Origin of the sequence: Acinetobacter sp. Lyrl_1, from assembly GCF_051948795.1 — a bacterium.
In the GTDB taxonomy this organism is placed as follows: domain Bacteria; phylum Pseudomonadota; class Gammaproteobacteria; order Pseudomonadales; family Moraxellaceae; genus Acinetobacter; species Acinetobacter towneri.
The window spans coordinates 49,646-70,821 of sequence record NZ_JAYJLK010000003.1 but is presented as its reverse complement, the minus strand read 5'-3'; the positions used below and the strand labels follow the sequence as shown (position 1 = coordinate 70,821).

General features: G+C 40.7%; 19 protein-coding genes, 3 tRNA genes and 1 pseudogene. 10 read left to right on the top strand and 13 right to left on the bottom strand.

The annotated features are described in order from the left end of the window. Positions 1 to 60: 60 nt before the first annotated feature. Complete coding sequence (locus VF675_RS02280) at positions 61 to 1,305, bottom strand: L,D-transpeptidase family protein (RefSeq protein WP_440204679.1); 1,245 nt, start codon at positions 1,303 to 1,305, stop codon at positions 61 to 63. A gap of 271 nt (positions 1,306 to 1,576) precedes the next feature. Between VF675_RS02280 and hemE the strand changes: the two genes are divergently transcribed. The 5 genes from hemE to VF675_RS02255 all read left to right on the top strand — a co-directional run bounded on the left by hemE (position 1,577) and on the right by VF675_RS02255 (position 7,754). Further along, the gene (hemE, locus tag VF675_RS02275) at positions 1,577 to 2,647 is read left to right on the top strand and encodes a uroporphyrinogen decarboxylase (protein WP_004971944.1); all 1,071 of its coding nucleotides are present in this window, start codon (positions 1,577 to 1,579) and stop codon (positions 2,645 to 2,647) included. Between the two features lie 72 nt (positions 2,648 to 2,719). After that, complete coding sequence (locus VF675_RS02270; protein ID WP_440204678.1) at positions 2,720 to 3,541, top strand: DUF817 family protein; 822 nt, start codon at positions 2,720 to 2,722, stop codon at positions 3,539 to 3,541. A 237-nt stretch (positions 3,542 to 3,778) separates the two neighbouring features. Beyond that, positions 3,779 to 4,249 (top strand): DUF3015 family protein, encoded by a 471-nt coding sequence (locus VF675_RS02265; protein WP_096900956.1) that lies wholly within the window; start codon positions 3,779 to 3,781, stop codon positions 4,247 to 4,249. A gap of 94 nt (positions 4,250 to 4,343) precedes the next feature. Then, positions 4,344 to 6,293, top strand: coding sequence for a DUF7840 domain-containing protein (locus VF675_RS02260; RefSeq protein WP_440204677.1), 1,950 nt, complete (start codon positions 4,344 to 4,346; stop codon positions 6,291 to 6,293). 105 nt (positions 6,294 to 6,398) lie between these two features. Then, positions 6,399 to 7,754, top strand: coding sequence for a diguanylate cyclase (locus VF675_RS02255; RefSeq protein ID WP_096900955.1), 1,356 nt, complete (start codon positions 6,399 to 6,401; stop codon positions 7,752 to 7,754). Between the two features lie 98 nt (positions 7,755 to 7,852). Here the strand turns inward: VF675_RS02255 and folE are convergent, their stop codons facing one another. From folE to VF675_RS02230, 5 genes are all read right to left on the bottom strand, one after another. After that, positions 7,853 to 8,401: a GTP cyclohydrolase I FolE gene (gene folE / locus VF675_RS02250; protein ID WP_171062567.1), complete on the bottom strand. Its 549-nt coding sequence runs from the start codon at positions 8,399 to 8,401 to the stop codon at positions 7,853 to 7,855. Positions 8,402 to 8,494: 93 nt separating this feature from the next. Further along, complete coding sequence (locus VF675_RS02245) at positions 8,495 to 9,184, bottom strand: Smr/MutS family protein (protein ID WP_440204676.1); 690 nt, start codon at positions 9,182 to 9,184, stop codon at positions 8,495 to 8,497. Positions 9,185 to 9,200: 16 nt separating this feature from the next. Next, entirely contained in the window at positions 9,201 to 10,007 is an 807-nt protein-coding gene (gene trpC / locus VF675_RS02240; protein WP_104853201.1) for an indole-3-glycerol phosphate synthase TrpC, read from the bottom strand. 21 nt (positions 10,008 to 10,028) lie between these two features. Next, the gene (trpD, locus tag VF675_RS02235) at positions 10,029 to 11,075 is read right to left on the bottom strand and encodes an anthranilate phosphoribosyltransferase (protein ID WP_004971918.1); all 1,047 of its coding nucleotides are present in this window, start codon (positions 11,073 to 11,075) and stop codon (positions 10,029 to 10,031) included. A 17-nt stretch (positions 11,076 to 11,092) separates the two neighbouring features. After that, on the bottom strand, positions 11,093 to 11,677 hold the full coding sequence (locus VF675_RS02230; protein WP_004971915.1) for an anthranilate synthase component II: 585 nt from the start codon (positions 11,675 to 11,677) through the stop codon (positions 11,093 to 11,095). 874 nt (positions 11,678 to 12,551) lie between these two features. Here VF675_RS02230 and glnA point away from each other — a divergent pair. The 3 genes from glnA (at position 12,552) to ubiA (ending at position 15,557) form a co-directional block, all read left to right on the top strand. Next, positions 12,552 to 13,967 (top strand): type I glutamate--ammonia ligase, encoded by a 1,416-nt coding sequence (gene glnA, locus VF675_RS02225; protein ID WP_171287402.1) that lies wholly within the window; start codon positions 12,552 to 12,554, stop codon positions 13,965 to 13,967. 208 nt (positions 13,968 to 14,175) lie between these two features. Continuing rightward, positions 14,176 to 14,664: a chorismate--pyruvate lyase family protein gene (locus VF675_RS02220; RefSeq protein WP_131261596.1), complete on the top strand. Its 489-nt coding sequence runs from the start codon at positions 14,176 to 14,178 to the stop codon at positions 14,662 to 14,664. A gap of 14 nt (positions 14,665 to 14,678) precedes the next feature. Further along, the gene (gene ubiA / locus VF675_RS02215) at positions 14,679 to 15,557 is read left to right on the top strand and encodes a 4-hydroxybenzoate octaprenyltransferase (protein ID WP_440204675.1); all 879 of its coding nucleotides are present in this window, start codon (positions 14,679 to 14,681) and stop codon (positions 15,555 to 15,557) included. A gap of 107 nt (positions 15,558 to 15,664) precedes the next feature. Here ubiA and VF675_RS02210 read toward each other — a convergent pair whose 3' ends face one another. Further along, the gene (locus tag VF675_RS02210; RefSeq protein WP_440204674.1) at positions 15,665 to 16,537 is read right to left on the bottom strand and encodes a LysR family transcriptional regulator; all 873 of its coding nucleotides are present in this window, start codon (positions 16,535 to 16,537) and stop codon (positions 15,665 to 15,667) included. Positions 16,538 to 16,761: 224 nt separating this feature from the next. Between VF675_RS02210 and VF675_RS02205 the strand changes: the two are divergent. Next, positions 16,762 to 18,507 (top strand): annotated as a pseudogene (locus VF675_RS02205) (FAD-dependent monooxygenase). Between the two features lie 196 nt (positions 18,508 to 18,703). Beyond that, the gene (locus VF675_RS02200; protein WP_096900950.1) at positions 18,704 to 18,961 is read left to right on the top strand and encodes a hypothetical protein; all 258 of its coding nucleotides are present in this window, start codon (positions 18,704 to 18,706) and stop codon (positions 18,959 to 18,961) included. A 16-nt stretch (positions 18,962 to 18,977) separates the two neighbouring features. Here VF675_RS02200 and VF675_RS02195 read toward each other — a convergent pair whose 3' ends face one another. From VF675_RS02195 to VF675_RS02170, 6 genes are all read right to left on the bottom strand, one after another. Next, complete coding sequence (locus VF675_RS02195) at positions 18,978 to 19,421, bottom strand: DUF2726 domain-containing protein (RefSeq protein WP_180112182.1); 444 nt, start codon at positions 19,419 to 19,421, stop codon at positions 18,978 to 18,980. A 78-nt stretch (positions 19,422 to 19,499) separates the two neighbouring features. Next, a tRNA-Asn gene (locus VF675_RS02190) sits at positions 19,500 to 19,575 on the bottom strand. A gap of 117 nt (positions 19,576 to 19,692) precedes the next feature. Then, entirely contained in the window at positions 19,693 to 19,995 is a 303-nt protein-coding gene (locus VF675_RS02185; RefSeq protein WP_004971899.1) for a hypothetical protein, read from the bottom strand. Positions 19,996 to 20,212: 217 nt separating this feature from the next. After that, positions 20,213 to 20,288, bottom strand: a tRNA-Asn gene (locus VF675_RS02180). A 6-nt stretch (positions 20,289 to 20,294) separates the two neighbouring features. Continuing rightward, positions 20,295 to 20,370: transfer RNA gene (locus VF675_RS02175), tRNA-Asn, on the bottom strand. 146 nt (positions 20,371 to 20,516) lie between these two features. Beyond that, positions 20,517 to 21,143, bottom strand: coding sequence for a superoxide dismutase (locus tag VF675_RS02170; RefSeq protein ID WP_026438302.1), 627 nt, complete (start codon positions 21,141 to 21,143; stop codon positions 20,517 to 20,519). Positions 21,144 to 21,176 lie beyond the last annotated feature (33 nt).

Sequence of the window (21,176 nt, the reverse complement as noted above, 5' to 3'; positions counted from 1 at the left end):
CGCGGCATTAAAAAACCCACGTAAAAACGTGGGTCTTTTGCGGTTTAAAGCGATCACTGATTATTCAAGGAATTTTACAGTCACGCCAGAACGTACTTTACGACCTAAATCGTTTGCATCCCAGTTGGTTAAACGGATACAACCATGCGACGCCGTTTTTGAAATGGTCGATGGGTTTGGTGTGCCGTGAATACCGAATGATTTTTTACTTAAACCAATCCAGATATTCCCCACAGGGCCGTTAGGGCCTGGTGGTAAAGACAGCGGTTTTAAGTTTTTGCCCTGAATAAAGTTACTTGGTGAATAGCTGTACCATGGGTTTGGTGCAACACCTGTCACTTTATAAGTACCTGTTGGCGATGGAGTATCTGCACTGCCAATGGTTGCTGGGAATGAGCCGACCATTTGGTTTTGTTTGTTGAACAAATACAGTTGTTTTGCACCTTTGTGCGCCACAATCAGGTGAATGTCTTCAGGTAAGTCATTGCGAACGTTGGTCACCAATAACTTTTCACCCACTTTATTAAATGTTGCATTCGGATTTAATTTCTTTAAGAAATTTTCATCCATGTGGAATTTTTCACCTAACATTTCACTTACGCGGGTGTAGTACAAGCCTTTCATTTTGGCTTGTTCTGCATAGTCATGCGGAATAGATTTCGCATAAGGACCTTTTAAGTCCGCTTCAGTAACCGTGTATTCTACAAATGCAGGACGTGAACCTTGACGTGCAACCAACGCATCCCAAGTTTCTTTGGTTAAAATACCCGTTGGGCTAATGCCATTCATTTGCTGGAATGATGCAATTGCTTTTAGGGTGTTCTTACCACTAGTGCCATCAATTGCACCTGGAGAAGCATGTGAATTGTTCAGCATCACGTGTGCACGTGCATACACAGGGAACTGACCTTTACCAATATTTTCATACCAAGTGGCATTATTTAAACCATCTAAAGTCCATGAAACTTTTGGTGCTGCTGTGTTGGACGTAGCAGTTTGGCTTGCAGAGCTTTTTGTTGGTGCAGTGCCTACATCGGCAGTGGTATCTTCAGTTTTGTGTAGATCATCTAAGGTTTTTGAAGCCTTATTTAAATCATTTTGTTCTTGTTGCGTAATAGCAGTGTCTGTTGCATTTAGATTATTTTGTGCAGCCGATGCTTCTGTCGCTAAAGGATCAATCGGATCTTCAATAGCGGTATTGCTAATCACTTGTGGATTTAACGGTTGTTCAGCAGTAGATGCAGCAAAAGTAGTCCCTGCAAAAATGCAACTTAAACTCATTGCGAGTATTGTGCGAACCAACATGTAATTCAACCTTGAGAATTATTCATTTACATAGATAAAAACTAGCCAAGTATTGCAGAAAAACTAAGGAGATGCAGTAGTTGTTTTGTGTAAATATGCAAGATAACCCCAATTTTACAGTGACTTTTGTTTGTGTGATGTATTTCACATAAACGTAAGCTGAATTTGAACACTTAGAATAGGCTGAAAAGACGAGCAAGAAATGAAGTTATTAAAACTTCAACCTTTTTGATATGATGGCTGCAAGATTGAAAATGAGTTGGGAAAGTAAATGACGACCTTAAAAAATGATCGTTTTCTTCGTGCCTTATTACGTGAGCCAGTAGATTGCACGCCCGTATGGATGATGCGTCAGGCAGGACGTTATTTACCAGAATATCGTGCTACACGTGCGCAGGCAGGAGATTTTCTTTCTCTATGCAAAAATACTGAATTTGCCTGTGAAGTGACTTTACAGCCTTTGCGTCGTTATGAATTAGATGCTGCGATTTTATTTTCAGATATTTTAACTGTACCCGATGCATTAGGCTTAGGTCTGTATTTTGAAGTAGGCGAAGGGCCAAAGTTTCATAAAACGGTGCGTACCGAGCAAGACGTTGCCAATTTACCTAAATTTAATGCCAAGTCAGACTTAGACTATGTCATGAATGCAGTATCGACCATTCGTTCTGCTTTGGGCGGACAAGTGCCTTTAATTGGTTTTTCAGGTAGTCCATGGACTTTGGCAACGTATATGGTTGAAGGTGGTTCAAGCAAAGATTTCCGTTTCACCAAAAACATGATGTACGCACAGCCTGAAGTTTTACATGCACTATTAGACCGTTTGGCCGATGCAGTGACCGAATACTTAAATGCACAAATTGATGCAGGCGCACAGGCAGTACAAATTTTTGATAGTTGGGGCGGTGCATTGGCCCATCGTGAATATCTTGAATTTTCACTCCACTATATGCAGAAAATTGTGTCAGGTCTGCAACGTGAAAAAGATGGACGTAAAATCCCTGTTATTTTATTTACCAAAGGTGGCGGTCAATGGCTGGAGCCAATGATTGCAACAGGTGCAGATGCTTTTGGTCTGGACTGGACAACACCGTTAAATGTCGCACGTCAAACGGTGAGTGGTCGTGCCGCATTGCAGGGTAACTTAGACCCAGCCACTTTGTACGGTTCACCTGAAGCAATTGCCAAAGCAACACGTGCGATGCTGGATGATGCCTATGCCAATGGTGAAAAAACAGGTTATGTAGCCAACTTAGGTCATGGCATTACCCAATGGGTAGATCCTGAACGTCCTAAAGTATTTATCGACACGGTTCATGAATACAGTGCCAAATATCTATAATCACGTAATGATATAGATGGATCATTTTTAGATGTATCAGAGTAATTTCAGCTTCGGTCAGGTTGTCAGATCATGTGGATAACATGGTTAAAGTCAGGACTTGAGTTTTCGACTAAGGCAGCTTCGGCTGCCTTATTTGGAATTTTATTGCTGATTGCATTTGCACTCACTGCATCAATGGGTAGCCAGGAATATTTCGGATTTTTCCGTTACGACTATTTATTGTTTTATGCCTTAATTATTCAAGTTTGTCTTTTATATTTAAAACTAGAATCTTGGGCAGAAGCCAAAGTCATCGCTTTGTTTCATATTTTAGCGATGATCATGGAAATTTTTTTAACTCATCCACAAATTGCATCGTGGCAATATCCTCAACCTGCTGTCTTTAAAATTATGACCGTACCGCTTTTTGCAGGCTTTATGTATTCTGCAGTTGGCAGTTTCTTTGCGCGTTCTTTGCGTTTGTATCGGGTATCTTTACGGAATTTGCCGACTTTTAGCAATATGATGGCCTTGGCAGTGTTGTCGTACATCAACTTCATGAGCAAGTTTTTTATCCCCGATATTCGTTATGGCTTGTTTGCGTGGAGCGTTGTGATTTTCTGGAAAACCAAAATTCGTTTTCAATTACAACGGTCTCAATTACAACTGCCAATGTTGCCTGTATTGATGCTTTTGGCTTTTATTATTTGGGTCGCAGAAAACATTAGCACCTTTTATCAAATATGGTTGTATCCAAGTCAGGTCGATGCGTGGCACATGGTCGGCTGGGGCAAACTCGGTTCTTGGTATTTATTGCTGTTACTGAGTCTGGTTCTGGTCATGAAAATTTTGGGTTATCGCGATGCAGAAGGGCAGTGGACACTGAAAACTGAGGATCAACAGCAGCAGTAAATCTAAATGCTATCTTCAACACTAAAATCTATTTTCAAATTTAAGACCAATCTTTAAGCTAAAAACCAATCGACGCTACAAAAATGCACAAAAATAATGCCTGATTTTGTGATAAATGTTTTGCCTTCTGAGTGACATCTCGCTATCTTAAAATAGTGTAATAAAAATTACACATAGCAATAAAGAATAACGATTCGAAGCATAATTTTTCGAATAATAAATCTCTGGAGTAAGGCGATGATTAAAAAATTAGCATTGGCTGCTGTCTTGGCAGTGGGTTCTACAGCAGCATTTGCAGACCGTGATGCAGGTTGTGGTATCGGTTCTCAAGTTTGGGCAGGTCAGTCTGGCAAAGTTGCAAAAATTTTAGCAGCAACTACAAACGGTATTTTTGCAAACCAATTATTTGGTATCACATTTGGTACTTTAGGTTGTAGCGGTACAGGTACAGTAACTGCACAAGTTGTGACATTTACCAATGAAAATGCTGAAACATTGGCACGCGATATGGCAGTTGGTGAAGGCGAAAGCTTAAACGTATTGGCTGAATTGTTAAGCATTAAAGCAGAAGATAAAGCACATTTCTTTGCGGTTTCTAAGCAAAACTTTGCATCTATTTATTCTGCAGAAAACCAGACTTCTTTAGAAGTATTGGCATCTTTACAGAACGTGATGGCGAATGATGACGTATTAAAAGCATACGTTTAAGTTTGAATAAAAGCCCTGCATTATTCGCAGGGCTTTTTTATAGCACAAGAATACGTTTAAGCCTGAATATGTATATAAAATTTATAAAATGTCCATGAAATCCATTATTTTAAGTAGTTTAGTTTTTTTATCTCCTACGGTTTTTGCGTTATCTCCTGAAATATCTCCAATACAGATTCAGCCACTTACAGCCACTTCTACAGTACAAAATACAAATAAATTAGCAATATCTTCCGCACATTATGTGCAAAAAGCCAAAGACCTACACTTGGCAGAACAGGTGACTTGGCAGCGTTTAATGTATGCGCAGCAAGGCAAAAGTAAAGTGCAATATGCAGGCTATTTTGTGTCGGAACAAGGCGGAAGCAATTTAAACCAAGAGTTACTTCGCAATGTGCAGGCATTATTTGAAACAGCGCCTGCCAATCAATCGGTGCAGTGTAAATTTCCTGCACGTAGCCGCTGGTTAATTGAACAATTACAAATTCCTCAACAAGATTTGGCACAGGTGCAATGTCCTGAATTGGACGAATGGATTGGACAAATTAAACCTTATAAAGCAGTGCTGATTTATGCCACAGACTTTATGGGCAATCCAAGTTCTATGTTTGGGCATACTTTATTGCGCTTAGACCCAAAAGATCAAAAACAACTGAATTTAATTTCTTATGCTGTCAATTATGCAGCAACGGTAACGGGCAGCGAAGGTTGGTCTTATGCATGGAAAGGACTTACAGGGCAATATCCGGGTGAATATTCACTGATGCCGTATTACCGCAAAGTAAAAGAATATGGCGATTTAGAAAGCCGAGATTTGTGGGAATATGAACTGGCACTGAATGAGCAGGAAACCACATTTTTAGTGCAGCACATTTGGGAAATGAAGCATGTGCAATTTCCGTATTATTTTATCAGTGATAATTGTGCCTATCGCTTATTGGGTTTAATGGATTTGGTGCGCCCTGAGCTGAATTTACAGCAGCAGTTTAGAGTCGCATCTATTCCAATTGAAACACTAAAAGCTGTAGAGCAGGAAAATTTAGTGGCAGATGTTGTCTATCGTCCTGCTTTGGAAACTCAGTTATTGGCGCAAGCTAGACAACATGGCACAGCGTTGGCAAAAACTGCCCATCAAGTGGCCGAAGCAGAACCTGAAAATGTGGCGGCAGTTTTGCAAAATCACAGCCAAATCGATCAAGCTAAAATTCTGGAAATGGCTTATGACGATTTGTATCTGAAACTGATTGGACGCAAAATTGAAGCCAAAATTGCACAACCGCGACTGAGACAAATTTTAAGTTTAAGAAGTCAGATCAATTTAGAAAAACAACGTCAGGATGTCGCACGCCCTCAGGTCGATCCTGTGCAGGGGCATCATGCACGAAGCTTTGCTGTGCGTACTGGCGAGGTGCAAGGCGAGCATTTTGTAGAGTTGAGTCATCGACAGGCTTACCATGACTTACTTGATCCGCAAGGTGGTTTTCGTACAGGGACGCAACTCAACTTTTTAGAAGCTTCTGTGCAATATCGTGAAGACCGCTTAAAACTGAATCAGTTAGATTTACTCTCGGTGAACTCTTATAACCCAATGACCGCATTTAAAACACTACTTAGTTGGGGCTTTAATTTGGGTTGGCAGCAAGAAGCCCTGAATTCGCACGGGGCTTTTAGCGAAACGGAACAGCATGGTGTTTTAAGTTTAAAAACACAGTTTGGTTATAGCGTGGCTAATCAAGCGCGTGAACATTTGTGTTATGTGCAAATTCAAAATCATGTGCAAGCGGGTAAGGCTTTAGACAAAGGCTGGCGTGTTGGAATTGGCCCAACACTGGGTTGTCAAAATATCTGGTCAGCACGCATGAATAGTTTGGTTCAGCTTGAATTACCGTATTGGGAAGATCGTCACCAATGGCAATTTAAGCTGAACAGCCAGTTGCAATATGTACTCAACCCGCAGCATGTGTTGCGATTGGGTTGGGAATATCAACAACAGGACAAACAGGACTGGAACAAGACCAGTTTAGGCTATGTGCATTTTTTTTAAAGAGCTGTTGAATTTATACTGAATTGTAAAAAACCAGCTAAACAAGTTGAGTTGCTGGTGAAACCCGTTAAAATTTAGCAGTTTCTTTTGGCTGGGTTGTTGTGGATGTATCAAGAGTGTACGCATGAGCTTGCAGAGCAATGGAAGTCAATTTGCGAGCAATTTAAGCCAGAAGATTTGCAAGCGACATTCCAGTTTATTCAAGCACATGCAGAAGATTTTGTGATCGAGTTCTATCAGCAAATGTTGCTTGAAGAACATGCGACAGAATTTTTGTCTGCAGAGATGGTGAAGAATCGCTTAAAAAACTCTTTATATCAGTGGCTAATTTCCAGTTTTGAAGTTCCGTTTCAACACAATTATAACGAGATTGTAGAAAAGCAATTTAAAGTGGGCGATGTGCATGCACGTGTACAAATTCCATCTTGGCTGATTATTCGTGGTGTGCGCGTTATTATAAAAAAGGCTTTTGAGTTTTTTGCAACAGAAGCCAATAGCAACTTAAATCAGTTTAATTATTTAAGCCAAATTTTATGCTTTGCCACAGAAATTATGTGCCGATCTTATGAAATGAAGGTCGAAGTACATAATGATATGAAACATACCTATCGCTTATTTTCTGCCATGCAAGATGTTGCCGTGCACAAAGATCGACAACGCGGAACTTTGCTGGATTGGGAAAATGAACTGATGTTTCAGGTGGTGTCCGATCACACCAAAATGACGCAACCGATTTTATCTAAAACAGAATTTGGTTTATGGTTTATTCATAAAGCGGCTTATGCATTTTCAAGTTCAGAACAAGTACAAACTATTACTGAATTTATTTATCAGGTGGATGAATTAATTCAGAAAATTGGTCAATGTGAAAGTCAGGCACAGGCAATTGAAATGATTCAATCCATTCGTGCCAAGAATCGTGAAATTTTGCATTTAGTCGATCAAATTTTTCAGGTGTCTGAATATATCAGTTCAGGCAATGATGCCTTAACTCAACTGCTCAACCGCCGTTATTTAAATACCATCGTGTCCCGTGAAATTAATTTTTCACGAAAAAATAATTCGCCTTTAACATTGTTGGCGATAGATGCCGATCATTTTAAATCAATCAATGACCGTTATGGACATGCAGCAGGAGATGATGCATTACAGTTTTTAGCTGATGTGATTTTGCAATATGCAAAAGGCAGTGACTATGCCTTCCGAATTGGCGGCGAAGAATTTTTACTGTTACAGATTGATACCACCATTGATCGTGCCTTGGTAGTCGCTGAAAATATTCGTAAACGTGTCGAAAAAGCCACATTAAAAACATCAACAGGTGAAGAATTTAACTTTACCATTAGTATAGGTGTGCATGAATATGATGGGCATCCAGACTATCAACGTTTTTTTGAAGAAGTGGATAAAGCCTTGTATATGGCAAAAAATAATGGACGCAACAATGTGTCTGTAGGTTGAATCTGAAGATGTATCAAGCTAATTTTTTAATCTAAAACCCAAAAATCCCGAACATAAATTTCGGGATTTTTTATTTGATTGAGGAACTTAGCCACAATTTAAAAACTCTCAGGCACCGCACTTAAAAATTCACGACGGGCTTCTTTATCTGTTTTAAAGTCACCTACAAAAGATACGGTACGTGTGGTCGATTCCTGTTTGCCTACACCGCGCATCATCATGCACATATGGGCTGAATCAATCACCACAGCAACACCGCGTGCTTTGGTCACTTCAGCCACAGCTTCCGCAATTTGCTGAGTCAGATTTTCCTGAATTTGCAAACGACGTGCAAACATTTCGGTAATACGGGCAAATTTAGACAAGCCTAAAACATTACCTTCAGGTAAATAGGCGATATGCACGCGACCATAAAATGGCAATAAATGATGTTCACACAGTGAGTAGAACTCAATATTTTTCACCAAGACCATTTCACGGTTGTCGGATGGAAATACGGCATTATTGGTCACTTCGGCTAAGGTTTGGCTATAGCCCGAAGTTAAATACGAAAAAGCTTTAGCAGCACGCATCGGCGTATCTTTTAGACCTGGACGATTAAGATCTTCACCAACGGCGGTTAGGATGTTTGCGTAGGATTGCTGCATAGACATAAGACGTGTTCACTTACACTGATATTGAACAAGGTCGGCATTGTAACAGAAAACTATTGCAATGCCTTGTTTAAAAGATGAAACCGATTACTGTTTAAACTTTGGGTTCTTTTCGCTGCGTTTAAGCAACACTAAAACTGCACCAGTGCCACCTTGTTTTTCAGGCGCACTCACAAAAGCCAAAACATCACGATGCTGACGCAGCCAGCCATTTACATAAGTTTTTAAAATGGCTTCAGGGCCTTTGCCATGCACAATTTTAATCACGTTCTGTTTTTCATCTTTAGCCATTTGAATGATTTGCAAAACGGCTACCCGCGCTTCTTCTACCGTACAACCGTGCAAATCAACAGCTTCAAACCAGCGTAAGTTGCCTGCTTTTAAATCTTCAAAGACTTTATGTTGCAAAGTTGCAATGCGATAGCTCAGCGAAGCTTGGCTGCCCACAGGGTTAAGCATGGCTTGCGTATCGGACAGCAATGTATCATCGGTTTCCATAGGGCCTATGGCTGCTGCACGTTTGGCCAGCGTTTGGGCATCTGGTTTTTTCTTGGCAGTGTGTTCGATTTTTGCAATATTGCCTGCGTCCATTTTTTGAACGCCTTGCATTTGCTGACGAAACAATGCGAGATCATCTTCCTGTTGTTGCTCAGGCGTCTGAACTTTGGGTTCAGACGGCTTGGCAATGCTTGAAGTATGAGGCTGAGTGATTTGCTTTTTAAAAGATTTTAGTAAATTGTACTGTTCTTTAGAAAGCGAAGAATCATGTTTACTCATGGTATTTCAAATTGGATTATAGATTTTCAGGCTGACCAAACAGTGCCGTAAAGGCATGGTCAGGACGTGCTTGTTTCATAAAACTTTCACCGACCAAGAAACTGTGAATCTCATGGTCTTGCATCATGCGGACATCTTCTGGTGTGGCGATACCACTTTCAGTGACCAATAAACGCGCAGGCGGCAACAAGTTTTTTAAACGCAATGAGGTGTTTAAATCGACTTCAAAGGTTTTTAAATTTCGGTTATTGACCCCTAAAATACAACGCTCTGAAAGATTCAAAGCACGTTCCAATTCATTTTCATCATGCACTTCAACCAACACATCTAAGTGATGTTCAAAAGCCGTTTCCGACATTTCTTCCAACTGTTGGTCAGATAGGCAAGACACAATCAATAACACACAGTCTGCGTGTAAGGCACGTGCTTCTACCACACCATACGGATCAATCAAGAAGTCTTTACGCAGAGCAGGCAAGTTACAGTGTGAACGGGCAATCTGAATATTTTCATCTGCACCCTGAAAGAAATCGACATCAGTCAGCACAGATAAACAGGCTGCGCCTGCGGCTTCATATTGCTGTGCAATTTCGGCAGGGTCAAAGTTTTCACGAATAATGCCTTTAGATGGTGATGCTTTTTTAATTTCCGCAATCACCGCTGGGCGTTTGTTATGCAAGGCTTGTGCAAAGCCACGTGCAGGTGTTGCTGCACGTGCCAATTGTTCTAGGTCTGCATAACTGCGTTGTTTTAAACGCTCGGCAAACTCTTCTTTTTTACGTTCTACAATTTTACCTAAAATGGTATTGCTAATATCCACCATGATGCACCTTCCTGATTTGCTTTATGCTTCGTACTGTTTGAGCGTTTTGGTAAATTCAGACAACACGCCCATTTTTTCCAAAGCTTGTCCACCATAAATAATGTCATGTGCCAAAGCGACACCTTGTTTGTAGCTTGTAGTTAGACCCGAAACATAGATACCCGCACCCGCATTGAGTGCAATCATATTGGCCGCTTTTTCGCCTTTGTCTGATTTGTTTTTGCCTAAAGCATCTTTAATCAAACTCAAGCTTTCAGCAGAGTTTTCTACAATCAGTCCTGTTAAAGTTTGAGATTCAATTCCCACGCTTTCAGGGGTAAGTTCCCATTCGGTAATTTCACCATCTTTGAGTTCTGCAACATAAGTGCTCGAAGCAAGGCTAATTTCATCTAAACCATCTTTAGAATGCACCACCATGACATGCTCAGCACCGAGCTGTTTCATCACTTCTGCAATCGGGCGGCATAATTCATTGCTAAACACCCCAATGACAAAACGCTTTACACCCGCAGGGTTAGTCAATGGCCCAAGCAAGTTGAAAATACTGCGAATACCCAACTCTTTACGCGGGGTAACCGCATATTTCATGGCTTTGTGATGATTCGGTGCAAACAAGAAACCTACGCCCATTTCACGAATACAGCGTTCAGTTTGTTGCATGTTTAAGTCAAGATTAATGCCTGCTTGCTCAAGTAAGTCAGATGAGCCTGATTTGGTTGAAACCCCACGGTTACCGTGTTTGGCAATGGTTGCACCTGCAGCTGCAATGACAAAGGAAGAGGCGGTAGATACGTTAAATAGGTTTTGACCATCGCCACCTGTGCCGACAATATCCACGAGGTAAGGAATATCGCTGACATCAATTTTGATGGCAAATTCACGCATTACACGTGCAGCAGCAGTAATTTCATCAATGCTTTCGCCTTTTAAGCGTAAGCCCATCATCAATGCACCAATTTGAGCGTCTGTTGCTTCGCCCGACATAATCGCGCGCATCACATCTTCCATTTGAGGCTGAGTCAGGTGAATTTGTTTTGTAATATGGTTGAGTGCTTGTTGAATATTCATGTGATTTGACTCGCTCATTATGCGTAAATTTCCAAAAAGTTTTTAAAGATTTGATGACCGTGTTGGCTCAGGATCGATTCGGGGTGAAATTGCACGCCTTCAACAGGCAAAGTTTTGTGCTTCACGCCCATAATTTCTTCCATCGAACCATCTGCTTCTTTGGTCCAGCATGTCACTTCCAGACAATCTGGCAAGGTTGCTTGATCAATTACCAACGAGTGGTAACGGGTTGCAGAAAATGGTGAAGGCAGATTGCTAAAAATACCTGTGTTGCTGTGGTACATATCCGATAAACGACCATGCATCACGGTTTTAGCGCGCACAATGTTTCCACCAAAGGCTTGTCCTATACTTTGGTGTCCTAAACACACGCCCAGTAACGGAATTTTGCCTGCAAAATGCTGAATTGCAGGAATAGAAATCCCTGCTTCAGATGGAGAACAAGGGCCTGGGCCAATCACCAAATACTTGGGTTGCCATCGCTCAATATCTTCTAATGTCACGGCATCATTACGAACGACTTTTACTTCCTGATTTAACTCGCCAAAATACTGGACGATGTTGTAGGTAAAAGAGTCATAGTTATCGATCATTAAAAGCATGAGCTAACCTATTGAAAATTGAACACTTTAAGTGCTAAAGAGTCTGAGATAATTTGCTTTATTCCTGCGCCTATAATGAGAAAGGACTTTATTTTTCTTGTCGAAAAGAAGGTGGAATAAGAAAGCACTTATCATCATAGCAAATAATAAGCATTTTCTGCGGACTATTTATATGATAATCCCTGTTAAAGCTTATCAGCGCATTCACCAGTTCATAGATTTTCAAAGCTTATTACACATTGTTCAAGTTTGATCTGAAAGAAATGATCACTTGATCAAGCAGGGTCATTCAGCAGTCATATTTTAGCTTCACACTTATAGATAACGTAAAAAATGCGCTAAAAAGTAGCATCATGGCGCATGTTATTAGCGGTTCACGTCAGGCAGTTTGATTGCAAAACATCGATAGAAAATACAAATGTGTAGTAAAGGTATTTTCAATCAGCTTGCTCGAAAAGAATACAGATTTAGGATTTTTAAACGATCTTATTATTTTTGCTCAATAAAAAATAAAGTGTTGTTTAATATTGTTGAATAATTTGCATTGCTCAATGAAAGTACGGCACAGCAAAATACTTGCATAGATACAGTTTGAGCTATTTTTTGATCTACAATTCAACAGAAATAAAACATAAATGCACTAAAATGGTGCTATGTTTTGCAGTTTTAAATCAAATCAAATGAACAGTGTTTGAATATGGTGCAAATCGTATTTCTGACAGTATAATAGCGACAAAGTAATTTTTTTAAATGATGTATTCTCATACGGAATTCATGGTTTTAGCTTTGCTTTTAAAAGTTGGTACGCTAATTGCTTAATAACTGCCAACTACTAACACGCACTTTCGGGTGCAACAAAAAACATCGGAGCAAAATGAGCATGGCGAACAAGGTCCTTCAACTCATCCAAGAAAGTGGTGCAAAATGGGTCGATTTCCGCTTTACAGATACTAAGGGTAAAGAGCAGCACGTAACTTATCCTGCAGACAGTATCGATGAAGATACTTTTGAAGACGGTAAAATGTTTGATGGTTCTTCTATTGAAGGCTGGAAAGGAATCGAAGCATCAGACATGATCTTACGCCCAGATGCCAACACAGGTTTCATTGACCCGTTCTTTGCAGAACCAACAGTGGTTGTAACGTGTGATGTTATCGAACCATCGACAGGTCAAGGCTATGACCGCGATCCACGCTCTATTGCTCGCCGTGCTGAAGAATACTTAAAATCGACAGGTATTGGTGATACTGCTTTCTTTGGTCCAGAACCAGAATTCTTCGTATTTGACGAAGTAAAATGGGACATCGATATGTCTGGCGCGCGCCACACATTAATCGCTGAAGAAGCTGCATGGTCTACAGGTAAAGACTACGAAGCTGGTAACTCAGGTCACCGTCCACGTGTGAAAGGCGGTTATTTCCCAGTACCACCAGTAGATTCTTCTCAAGATATGCGTGCAGATATGTGTGCAAAAATTGAAGAAATCATGGGGCCTGGTCGTGTAGAAGTACATCACCACGAAGTTGCATCTTGCCAGTTAGAAATTGGTGTGAGCTTCAATACCATGGTGCGTAAAGCTGACGAAGTGCAACAGTTCAAATATGCAGTTTGGAACGTTGCGCATCAATATGCAAAAACTGCAACCTTTATGCCTAAACCAATGGTAGGCGATAACGGTTCAGGTATGCACGTACACATGTCTATCTCTAAAGATGGCAAAAACTTATTTGCAGGTGATGAATACGCAGGTTTGTCAGAAATGGCGTTGTACTTCATTGGCGGTATTATCAAACATGCCCGCTCTTTGAACGCGTTGACTAACCCATCGACCAACTCATATAAGCGTTTAGTACCGCACTTTGAAGCACCAATTATGTTGGCTTACTCAGCGCGTAACCGTTCTGCATCTATTCGTATTCCTTACGTGTCTAGCCCGAAAGGCAAACGTATTGAAGCACGTTTCCCTGATCCAATGATGAACCCGTACTTAGGTTTTGCGGCATTGTTGATGGCGGGTCTTGACGGTATTCAAAACAAGATTCATCCAGGTGAAGCTGCAGACAAAAACTTGTATGACCTTCCGCCTGAAGAAGAAGCGAAAATCCCAACTGTGGCACACAACCTAGAAATGGCGCTTGATGCTTTGAAAGAAGATCACGACTATTTATTAAAAGGTGGTGTATTCACCAAAGACATGCTTGATGCTTATATCGAATTGAAAACTGAAGATGTACGTCGTTTGAACACGACGACTCACCCAGTTGAATTTGATATGTACTACAGCTTGTAAGACATCGAAAATCTCAAATTTGAAAAACCCGCTTCGGCGGGTTTTTTGTTTTAGATTGGGTAATCATGGTTTTAAGTTGGCATGGATTTTATCAAAATATAAGAATTCGCTTAATTTTTTTTGGATAATTGCAGGGAATTGCGCCATCGGTCACAAAACTTTGCCTAAATTTGGGCTACACTAGGCTATCTTGTTAAGGTGGTGGAACATGCGAACACAGCCTATTTTTCCCAAGCAGGAAAATCTGCCTTCTGAATTAAAAACATGGCTATATGCAGCAGGTTCTTTGACCCAACAACTGACTCAGCTCGCAGGCGGACAATTTAAAGTTGAACCACTGCAGCAATCTTTTCAGCGTTTAAATTTACAAGATGCCCAGTGGATGCAAATGCCACATTGGCACACTTCATGGGTGCGTGAAAGCTATTTATATGGGTGTGATGAACAGCCATGGGTCAAAGCCAAAAGTATTTTTCCGATTCTAAGTTTGCAAAGCAAAGCCCGTTTATTTCAGCATATTGGCAATAAACCCATTGGCTGGTTTTTATTTCAGCGTACCAATCCGTTGTGTCAAAGGCGTGTGGTTTTGCTCGATGAAGGCTGGACACGACAGAGTTGCTATACTTGGCATGGCTGTAAATTTATTGTGCAAGAAACTTTTTTACCGCGTTTTGAGCAATTTATTCAACAACATTAAGATACGAGATTGGTATGGCATTGGTACAGCAGATCACGTGGCGTGAGCGTTTAGAAGCATATTATTATTTGTGTCGTTTCGATAAACCGATTGGCACAGAACTGGTGTTTTGGCCAACCATTTGGGCCTTGTGGATTGCTAATCAGGGCATGCCATCTATCGGGATATTAATCCCTATGATTCTAGGCACAATTTTTATGCGCGCTGCAGGCTGTGCCATTAATGACTTTGCTGACCGTAAGGTAGATGGTCATGTAGAGCGTACCAAAACACGTCCTTTAGCCACGGGTGTGATTAGTGCCAAAGAAGCCATTTATGTATTCTTAGGTTTGGTTGCACTAAGCGCAGCCATGTTGTTATTTTTACCAATTGAAACTTTCTATTGGTCATTTGGGGCATTATTTTTAGCGTTTATTTATCCATTTATGAAACGCTACACTCATTTACCGCAAGTGTTCTTGGGAGCGGCATTTTCATGGTCTATCCCTATGGCTTATACCGCTGTAGGTGCAACGCCTGATCTTACTTGTTGGTTATTGTATTTTGGCAATTTGGCGTGGACTGTGGCTTATGACACTCAATATGCAATTACAGACCGTGAATATGATTTGAAAATTGGGGTGAAATCTACCGCAATTTTATTTGGTCGCTATGACATTCAAATTATTTCATTGTTGCAAGCGGGCAGTGTACTTTTGATTGGTACGGCATTGTGGTTAGAAAATTTACTGATTCCGTTTGGTTTAGCGGCATTACTGGTTGTGGTTGCAGACTTTATATACCAATGGAGTAAAACCAAAGATAAAGACCCGCAACGCTGTTTTTGGGCATTTCGTCATAACCGTTGGGTAGGGCTGATTATTTTTGTGGGAATTGTATTGGCTTTAATGTAAACCCTTTCATTGAATAAAAAATCTAACAAAGCATCTGATGATATTGCTGGTCAGATGCTTTTTTTATAGATATTTTTGCCGTATTTTTCTTGTTAAACCATTTGCGACTAAACCCTTTTTAACTCCTGAGTAATAAGTTGCAAAGCCAGATTTTGATTTTGCTTACGATAATTGGCATATAAATTTAAAGCTTGCACTTCAAAATTGGTATCTAAAATCACCACATGATCGGCTAAAAAGCGTAATAAATATTCAGGCACAAAGCTGTAGCCCATGCCCAGATTAATTAAATTAATATGCTGCAAAACATTGGTTACCCAAAGCAAGCGTTCTGTAGGCATCTGCTCCACAGGAATGGCGTGGGTGACGTGCTCATAAAAAACAGGCGAGGCATTTTGTTCGCACATAATTAAATTGTGTTGCATTACATCTTGCACACTCAAGCAAGTTTTATGCGTCACAGACTTTTGCCCCGACACCAAATAAATCTTTTCGGTCAAAATATGCAGGTTTTCAAAATCTTCATGTGTAATTGCATAGCGGGTAAAAGTTAAATCGAGTTCAGCATTTTTTAAACGCTGAATTTGCTCCAAACAAGTCAGACTTTGAATGTGAATTTGCAAATCAGGAATTTCACATTTTAAGCGTTCCAAAATTAATGGTAGAACTTTTAGCTCCGCTACATTCAACAAACCAATATGAATTTGATAGTTTTTTTGATGGGCAACTTGACGCGCTGAAGCAATGGCTAATTTTGAGTTTTCAATGGCTTGTAGGGCATAGGGTAAAAAAGCACGACCTTCATCGGTCAATTGAATTTGTCGCGCAGAACGATCCAGTAATTTTACACCAACTTCTTCTTCCAAATCTTTAATTTGTTGGCTTAAAGACGGTTGCGCGGTAAAGAGTTTATCTGCTGCTTTGGTGAAACTTTGTTCTTCTGCAACTGCAGCAAAATAACGTAAATGCCTCAATTCCATTCGCTTTGCCTATCAACCCGCATCTGTCTACCGCAATTGTAAACCAAAGCAGTTTTGCCGATACAGCATTCTGCATATCGGTCAAAAAATTCAGTACAAAGCCAAACTAGTGCTAAAACCAATCCATCTATAGTTTATACGCATACAAATAGGCGCACTTTTTGACTGGATTACACTGCAGCGCAAGATGTTTGCAACAGATTTGGCAGTGAAAGGAGTCCAGTATGTCGACACATTACGATACCGATGTTTTGGTAATTGGTACGGGGCCAGCGGGTTCAACCCTTGGCTTAGCTTTGGCGAATTATGGCATCAAAGTACAATTATTCACCCAGTTTAACTGGTTAGCCAATAGCCCGCGTGCACATATTACCAATCAACGGGCGATGGAAGTTTTACGTGATTTAGGTATCGAAGAACAAGTTAAAGCCATTGCAACACCGTGGCAACAAATGGGCGAAAGTTTGCTTACCACCAGTTTGGTCGGTGAAGAAATTGCACGTATGAGTTGCTGGGGAACAGGTGATGAACGTCACGGTGATTATATCAAAGGCAGTCCATGTCCTTTTGTCGATTTAATTCAGCCAAAAATGGAAACATTATTGGTAAAAAATGCAGCCGAGCGTGGCGCAATTTATAATTTCAATACCGAATATTTATCACATACCCAAGATGAACATGGAGTTACCGCAACTTTTCAGAATAAAATCACGAATACAGAATTTAGTTTACGTGCCAAGTATTTGGTGGGGATGGACGGTGCGCGTTCTAAAGTGGTTGAAGAATTGCAATTGCCTTTAGAAGGTGTAATGGCACGTGCGGGTACAGTTTATGTGACTTTTAAAGCCGACTTGAGTAAATATGTGGCGCATCGACCTGCAATTTTACAGTGGATTGTCAATCCTGAAGCCAGTTTTGGTGACTTGGGCATGGGCTTGTTACGTGCCATTCAACCTTGGAATGAATGGATTATGGGCTGGGGTTTTGACATCAGCAAAGGTGAGCCTGAGGTAACCGAAGCACAAGTTCGCGCACGTTTGAATGCCTTTGTGGGCGAAGAAATCCAAGAAGTTGAAATTGAAAAAGTATCCTATTGGTATGTCAATCAAACTTGGGCCACCCAGTATTCGGTTGGACGGGTATTCTGTGGTGGAGATGCCGTGCATCGTCATCCACCTTCGAGTGGTTTAGGTTCTAATACTTGTATGTAAGATGCTTTCAATTTGGGTTGGAAATTGGCTTATGCGGTGAAAGGTTGGGCAACGCCTGAACTCTTGGCATCATACAGTGATGAACGTGCGCCTGTAGGTAAGCAAATTGTCGCGCGTGCTAACCAGTCCCGCTTTGATTATAAACATCTAAAAGAAGTTTTTGGCTTTGATGATGGCGTTAGCACACAAGCTGAAATGCTGGATCTTATTTTTGCAGAAACCGCAGAAGCAGCCCAAATTCGGGAAAAATTGTATCAGGCACTGGCAATTAAACATTATGAATTTAATGCGCAGGGAGTGGAGTTGAATCAGCGTTATGTATCTAATGCCATGCTTGCTGAAACTAGCACTGAAACGTTTTTACAAGACCCGCAATTGTACTTGCAAGCCACTACACGCCCAGGTGCAAAAGTCCCACATACGTGGTTGATTGATGCCAAAGGTCATAAACATTCAACTTTAGATATTGTCGGTAAAGGTCGTTTTACCTTGCTGACAGGTTTGTCAGGCAAAGCATGGAAAACGGCTGCAGCAGAACTCAACTTGGCCTATTTAGATGTGATTCAGATTGGTGCGCATGAGCATCTAGATGTGTATGCAACATGGCAGCAAAAGTCTGAAATTGCCGATGCAGGTGCAGTGCTTGTACGCCCAGATGGTTATGTGGCTTGGCGGATGCAAGACACGCCATCTGCAGATTTTGAACATTTGGCGTGTTTGAAACAGGTTTTGTCGCAAATCCAATTATGTATTAAATAGACAGCTTTGACTGTTCAGCAATACTTTGTTTATGAACTGCCCACAGCTTGTACGCAGGCTGTGGTTTTTTATCTATTGATTGATTCAAAGAAAGTTGTAGATGAATAAACGTGCAAAAGCCACAAGAAACTTTGTGCCTACACTCGATTTTGATATATTGAGCTTCATTTTGATGCGTTTGAAATAGGAATATATGATGTCACAGTCTGAGCAGCAAAGTCCTGAAAAAAAGCCAAGTCTAAAAAAGATGATTATCTTGGCAAGCTTAGGTTTGTTGATTCCTATCTTTTTGGTCAGCATGGCATTTTTAGCAGTCAATAGTGATGCCAAAAATCAGGAAAAATATAAACAACAGCAGGCAGAAATTATTGCGCGTATTGAAGCGCGTGAAGCTGCAGCACAGCAAGCGAAGCAGGCGGGTCAGACACAAGCTGCTTCAGAAGCTACACCTTAATATCGAGTTGATGATTTCAACTCAAATCTGATTGTAGTTGTCTGATACTTGGAATCTCGGTGTATCGGACAACGCGATAACCTGCCTCGTGAAACATTGCATCCCGTTCTGCATCTTCCTGTTCTTTGCCAATATGTGAATGGTCATCTAACTCTATAATTGCAATGACCTGCATTTCTGCATTTAAGATCACAAAATCAGTCACTTTACGATTAAACAGCGCACGAATTTTATAGTGGTTGTTGGTGATTAATGCGCTAAACGCCACTTGTGCCAAGATGTGATGCTCAGGAAAAGCTTGTTTTAAACGCATAAACATTCTGCGTTCAAAAGCAGTCATCATCGGTTTAGGATAAAAGTTTTTCTTGGGGAAAAATAATTGCTTAAAAATTAAGATAAACAGGGCAAGGCTAGCCAAGCTGCCAATAAGCAAGAAAGTCGATTGACTGGATTCAAACATAGATGATGCGGTGTCGTTAGACCCTAAACAGCAGGAATAAAAAACCCACGTCATAATGCGTGGGTTTTTTAAGAATTTTGGCTCTCCCACCTGGGCTCGAACCAGGGACCTGCGGATTAACAGTCCGTCGCTCTACCGACTGAGCTATGGGAGAATCTGACACGCATTCTATGTGGGTATCTGTTTTTGGTCAAGCTGGAATTGAAAAAAAACCGTAATTATAGATTAACTGCTTTAAAAATAATCATCTAGCTTTGTTTCAACGCAGTTTTTAGAGTGCTTGAATGGCTTTTATATAATCTTCGCGTGTCTGTGGTGGGTTGGTTTTACGACATAAGTTAATTAATTGCAGCATCTCTTGCTGAGTCATTTCTGTTTTCACTTGGCTTTGAATTTGTTTTAAGGTGGCTTGTTGTTGTGCGTTCAGATCACGACTGCATTGATACAGACGTTCATACATGAGTGTCGCAGCAGTTTTATTGCTTTCAGATTTTTGCGTACATTGAAAAATTGCAAAAATCACCACAATCAGAATTGTCCAAAAAATCAGGGATTTTAACCAAGGCGCTTGCATGGGCTTTCAAGTTTTATTGTTGTTGATGAACCTAAGTTAGCGAAAAAATAGAGTCATCACAAGAGGGGATAGCCCGATCTTCACTGTATGGTTTTAATTTTGATTTAAGGGGAGAGTGAGGCCTGTTCCATTCGTTTAGAACATCATATCCACTATAAAAACAATAAAAATTGCAAAAAAAAATCCCACGTCATACTGCGTGGGATTTTTAGAATCTTGGCTCTCCCACCTGGGCTCGAACCAGGGACCTGCGGATTAACAGTCCGTCGCTCTACCGACTGAGCTATGGGAGAATAGATTGGCTCTCCAACCTGGGCTCGAACCAGGGACCTGCGGATTAACAGTCCGTCGCTCTACCGACTGAGCTATTGGAGAATCTGTGGGGCATTTTAGGGATGAAAGTTTAAGTCGTCAACACGTTCATCATCAGAAATGTATTGTTTGCTTTATAAATATTCATTTCATCTGCAAAAATAAAAAAACTGCCCATAAAGAGCAGTTTTTCTACAGAAAAATAGAAATTATTTTTCTACACCAGCATCTTGACCTGCGTATTTCGCATTTGCGTAATCCCAGTTTACAAGGCTTTCTAAGAAAGTTTTGATGTAAACAGGACGTGCATTACGGAAGTCGATGTAGTAAGCGTGTTCCCAAACGTCAATCGTCAATACTGCAACTTTGCCGTGCGCCATTGGTGTGTCAGCATTTGAAGTTTTCATAATAGAAAGTTTGCCATTCACTTCGTCAGCTACTAACCAAGCCCAACCTGAACCGAATTGAGTTGTTGCAGCAGCAGCAAATTCTTCAGCAAATTTTTCGTAAGAACCGAAAGCTTCATCAATTTTAGCAGCCAAAGCACCAGTAGCTTTACCACCACCGTTTTTCGCCATACAGTTCCAGTAGAACGTGTGGTTCCAAACTTGCGCTGCGTTGTTGAATACACCAGCTTTAGCTGCATCGCCTGCAGTTGCTTTGATGATTTCGTCTAAAGTTTTACCTTCAAGCTCCGTACCCGCGATCAAGTTGTTCAGGTTCACAACATAAGTGTTGTGGTGTTTGTCGTGGTGGAATTCTAAAGTTTCTTTGCTGATGTGTGGAGCAAGATCTTCGTAACCGTATGGTAAAGCCGGTAAAGTAATGGTTGTCATGTTTTCAATTCCTTGCATTTTGCTGGGTTTTAA

Excerpts from the sequence above, each read along its gene's own strand:
- VF675_RS02280 (WP_440204679.1), bottom strand. The coding sequence starts at position 1,305 with ATGTTGGTTCGCACAATACTCGCAATGAGTTTAAGTTGCATTTTTGCA.
- hemE (WP_004971944.1), top strand. The coding sequence starts at position 1,577 with ATGACGACCTTAAAAAATGATCGTTTTCTTCGTGCCTTATTACGTGAG.
- VF675_RS02270 (WP_440204678.1), top strand. The coding sequence starts at position 2,720 with ATGTGGATAACATGGTTAAAGTCAGGACTTGAGTTTTCGACTAAGGCA.
- VF675_RS02265 (WP_096900956.1), top strand. The coding sequence starts at position 3,779 with ATGATTAAAAAATTAGCATTGGCTGCTGTCTTGGCAGTGGGTTCTACA.
- VF675_RS02260 (WP_440204677.1), top strand. The coding sequence starts at position 4,344 with ATGAAATCCATTATTTTAAGTAGTTTAGTTTTTTTATCTCCTACGGTT.
- VF675_RS02255 (WP_096900955.1), top strand. The coding sequence starts at position 6,399 with ATGTATCAAGAGTGTACGCATGAGCTTGCAGAGCAATGGAAGTCAATT.
- folE (WP_171062567.1), bottom strand. The coding sequence starts at position 8,401 with ATGCAGCAATCCTACGCAAACATCCTAACCGCCGTTGGTGAAGATCTT.
- VF675_RS02245 (WP_440204676.1), bottom strand. The coding sequence starts at position 9,184 with ATGAGTAAACATGATTCTTCGCTTTCTAAAGAACAGTACAATTTACTA.
- trpC (WP_104853201.1), bottom strand. The coding sequence starts at position 10,007 with ATGGTGGATATTAGCAATACCATTTTAGGTAAAATTGTAGAACGTAAA.
- trpD (WP_004971918.1), bottom strand. The coding sequence starts at position 11,075 with ATGAATATTCAACAAGCACTCAACCATATTACAAAACAAATTCACCTG.
- VF675_RS02230 (WP_004971915.1), bottom strand. The coding sequence starts at position 11,677 with ATGCTTTTAATGATCGATAACTATGACTCTTTTACCTACAACATCGTC.
- glnA (WP_171287402.1), top strand. The coding sequence starts at position 12,552 with ATGAGCATGGCGAACAAGGTCCTTCAACTCATCCAAGAAAGTGGTGCA.
- VF675_RS02220 (WP_131261596.1), top strand. The coding sequence starts at position 14,176 with ATGCGAACACAGCCTATTTTTCCCAAGCAGGAAAATCTGCCTTCTGAA.
- ubiA (WP_440204675.1), top strand. The coding sequence starts at position 14,679 with ATGGCATTGGTACAGCAGATCACGTGGCGTGAGCGTTTAGAAGCATAT.
- VF675_RS02210 (WP_440204674.1), bottom strand. The coding sequence starts at position 16,537 with ATGGAATTGAGGCATTTACGTTATTTTGCTGCAGTTGCAGAAGAACAA.
- VF675_RS02200 (WP_096900950.1), top strand. The coding sequence starts at position 18,704 with ATGTCACAGTCTGAGCAGCAAAGTCCTGAAAAAAAGCCAAGTCTAAAA.
- VF675_RS02195 (WP_180112182.1), bottom strand. The coding sequence starts at position 19,421 with ATGTTTGAATCCAGTCAATCGACTTTCTTGCTTATTGGCAGCTTGGCT.
- VF675_RS02185 (WP_004971899.1), bottom strand. The coding sequence starts at position 19,995 with ATGCAAGCGCCTTGGTTAAAATCCCTGATTTTTTGGACAATTCTGATT.
- VF675_RS02170 (WP_026438302.1), bottom strand. The coding sequence starts at position 21,143 with ATGACAACCATTACTTTACCGGCTTTACCATACGGTTACGAAGATCTT.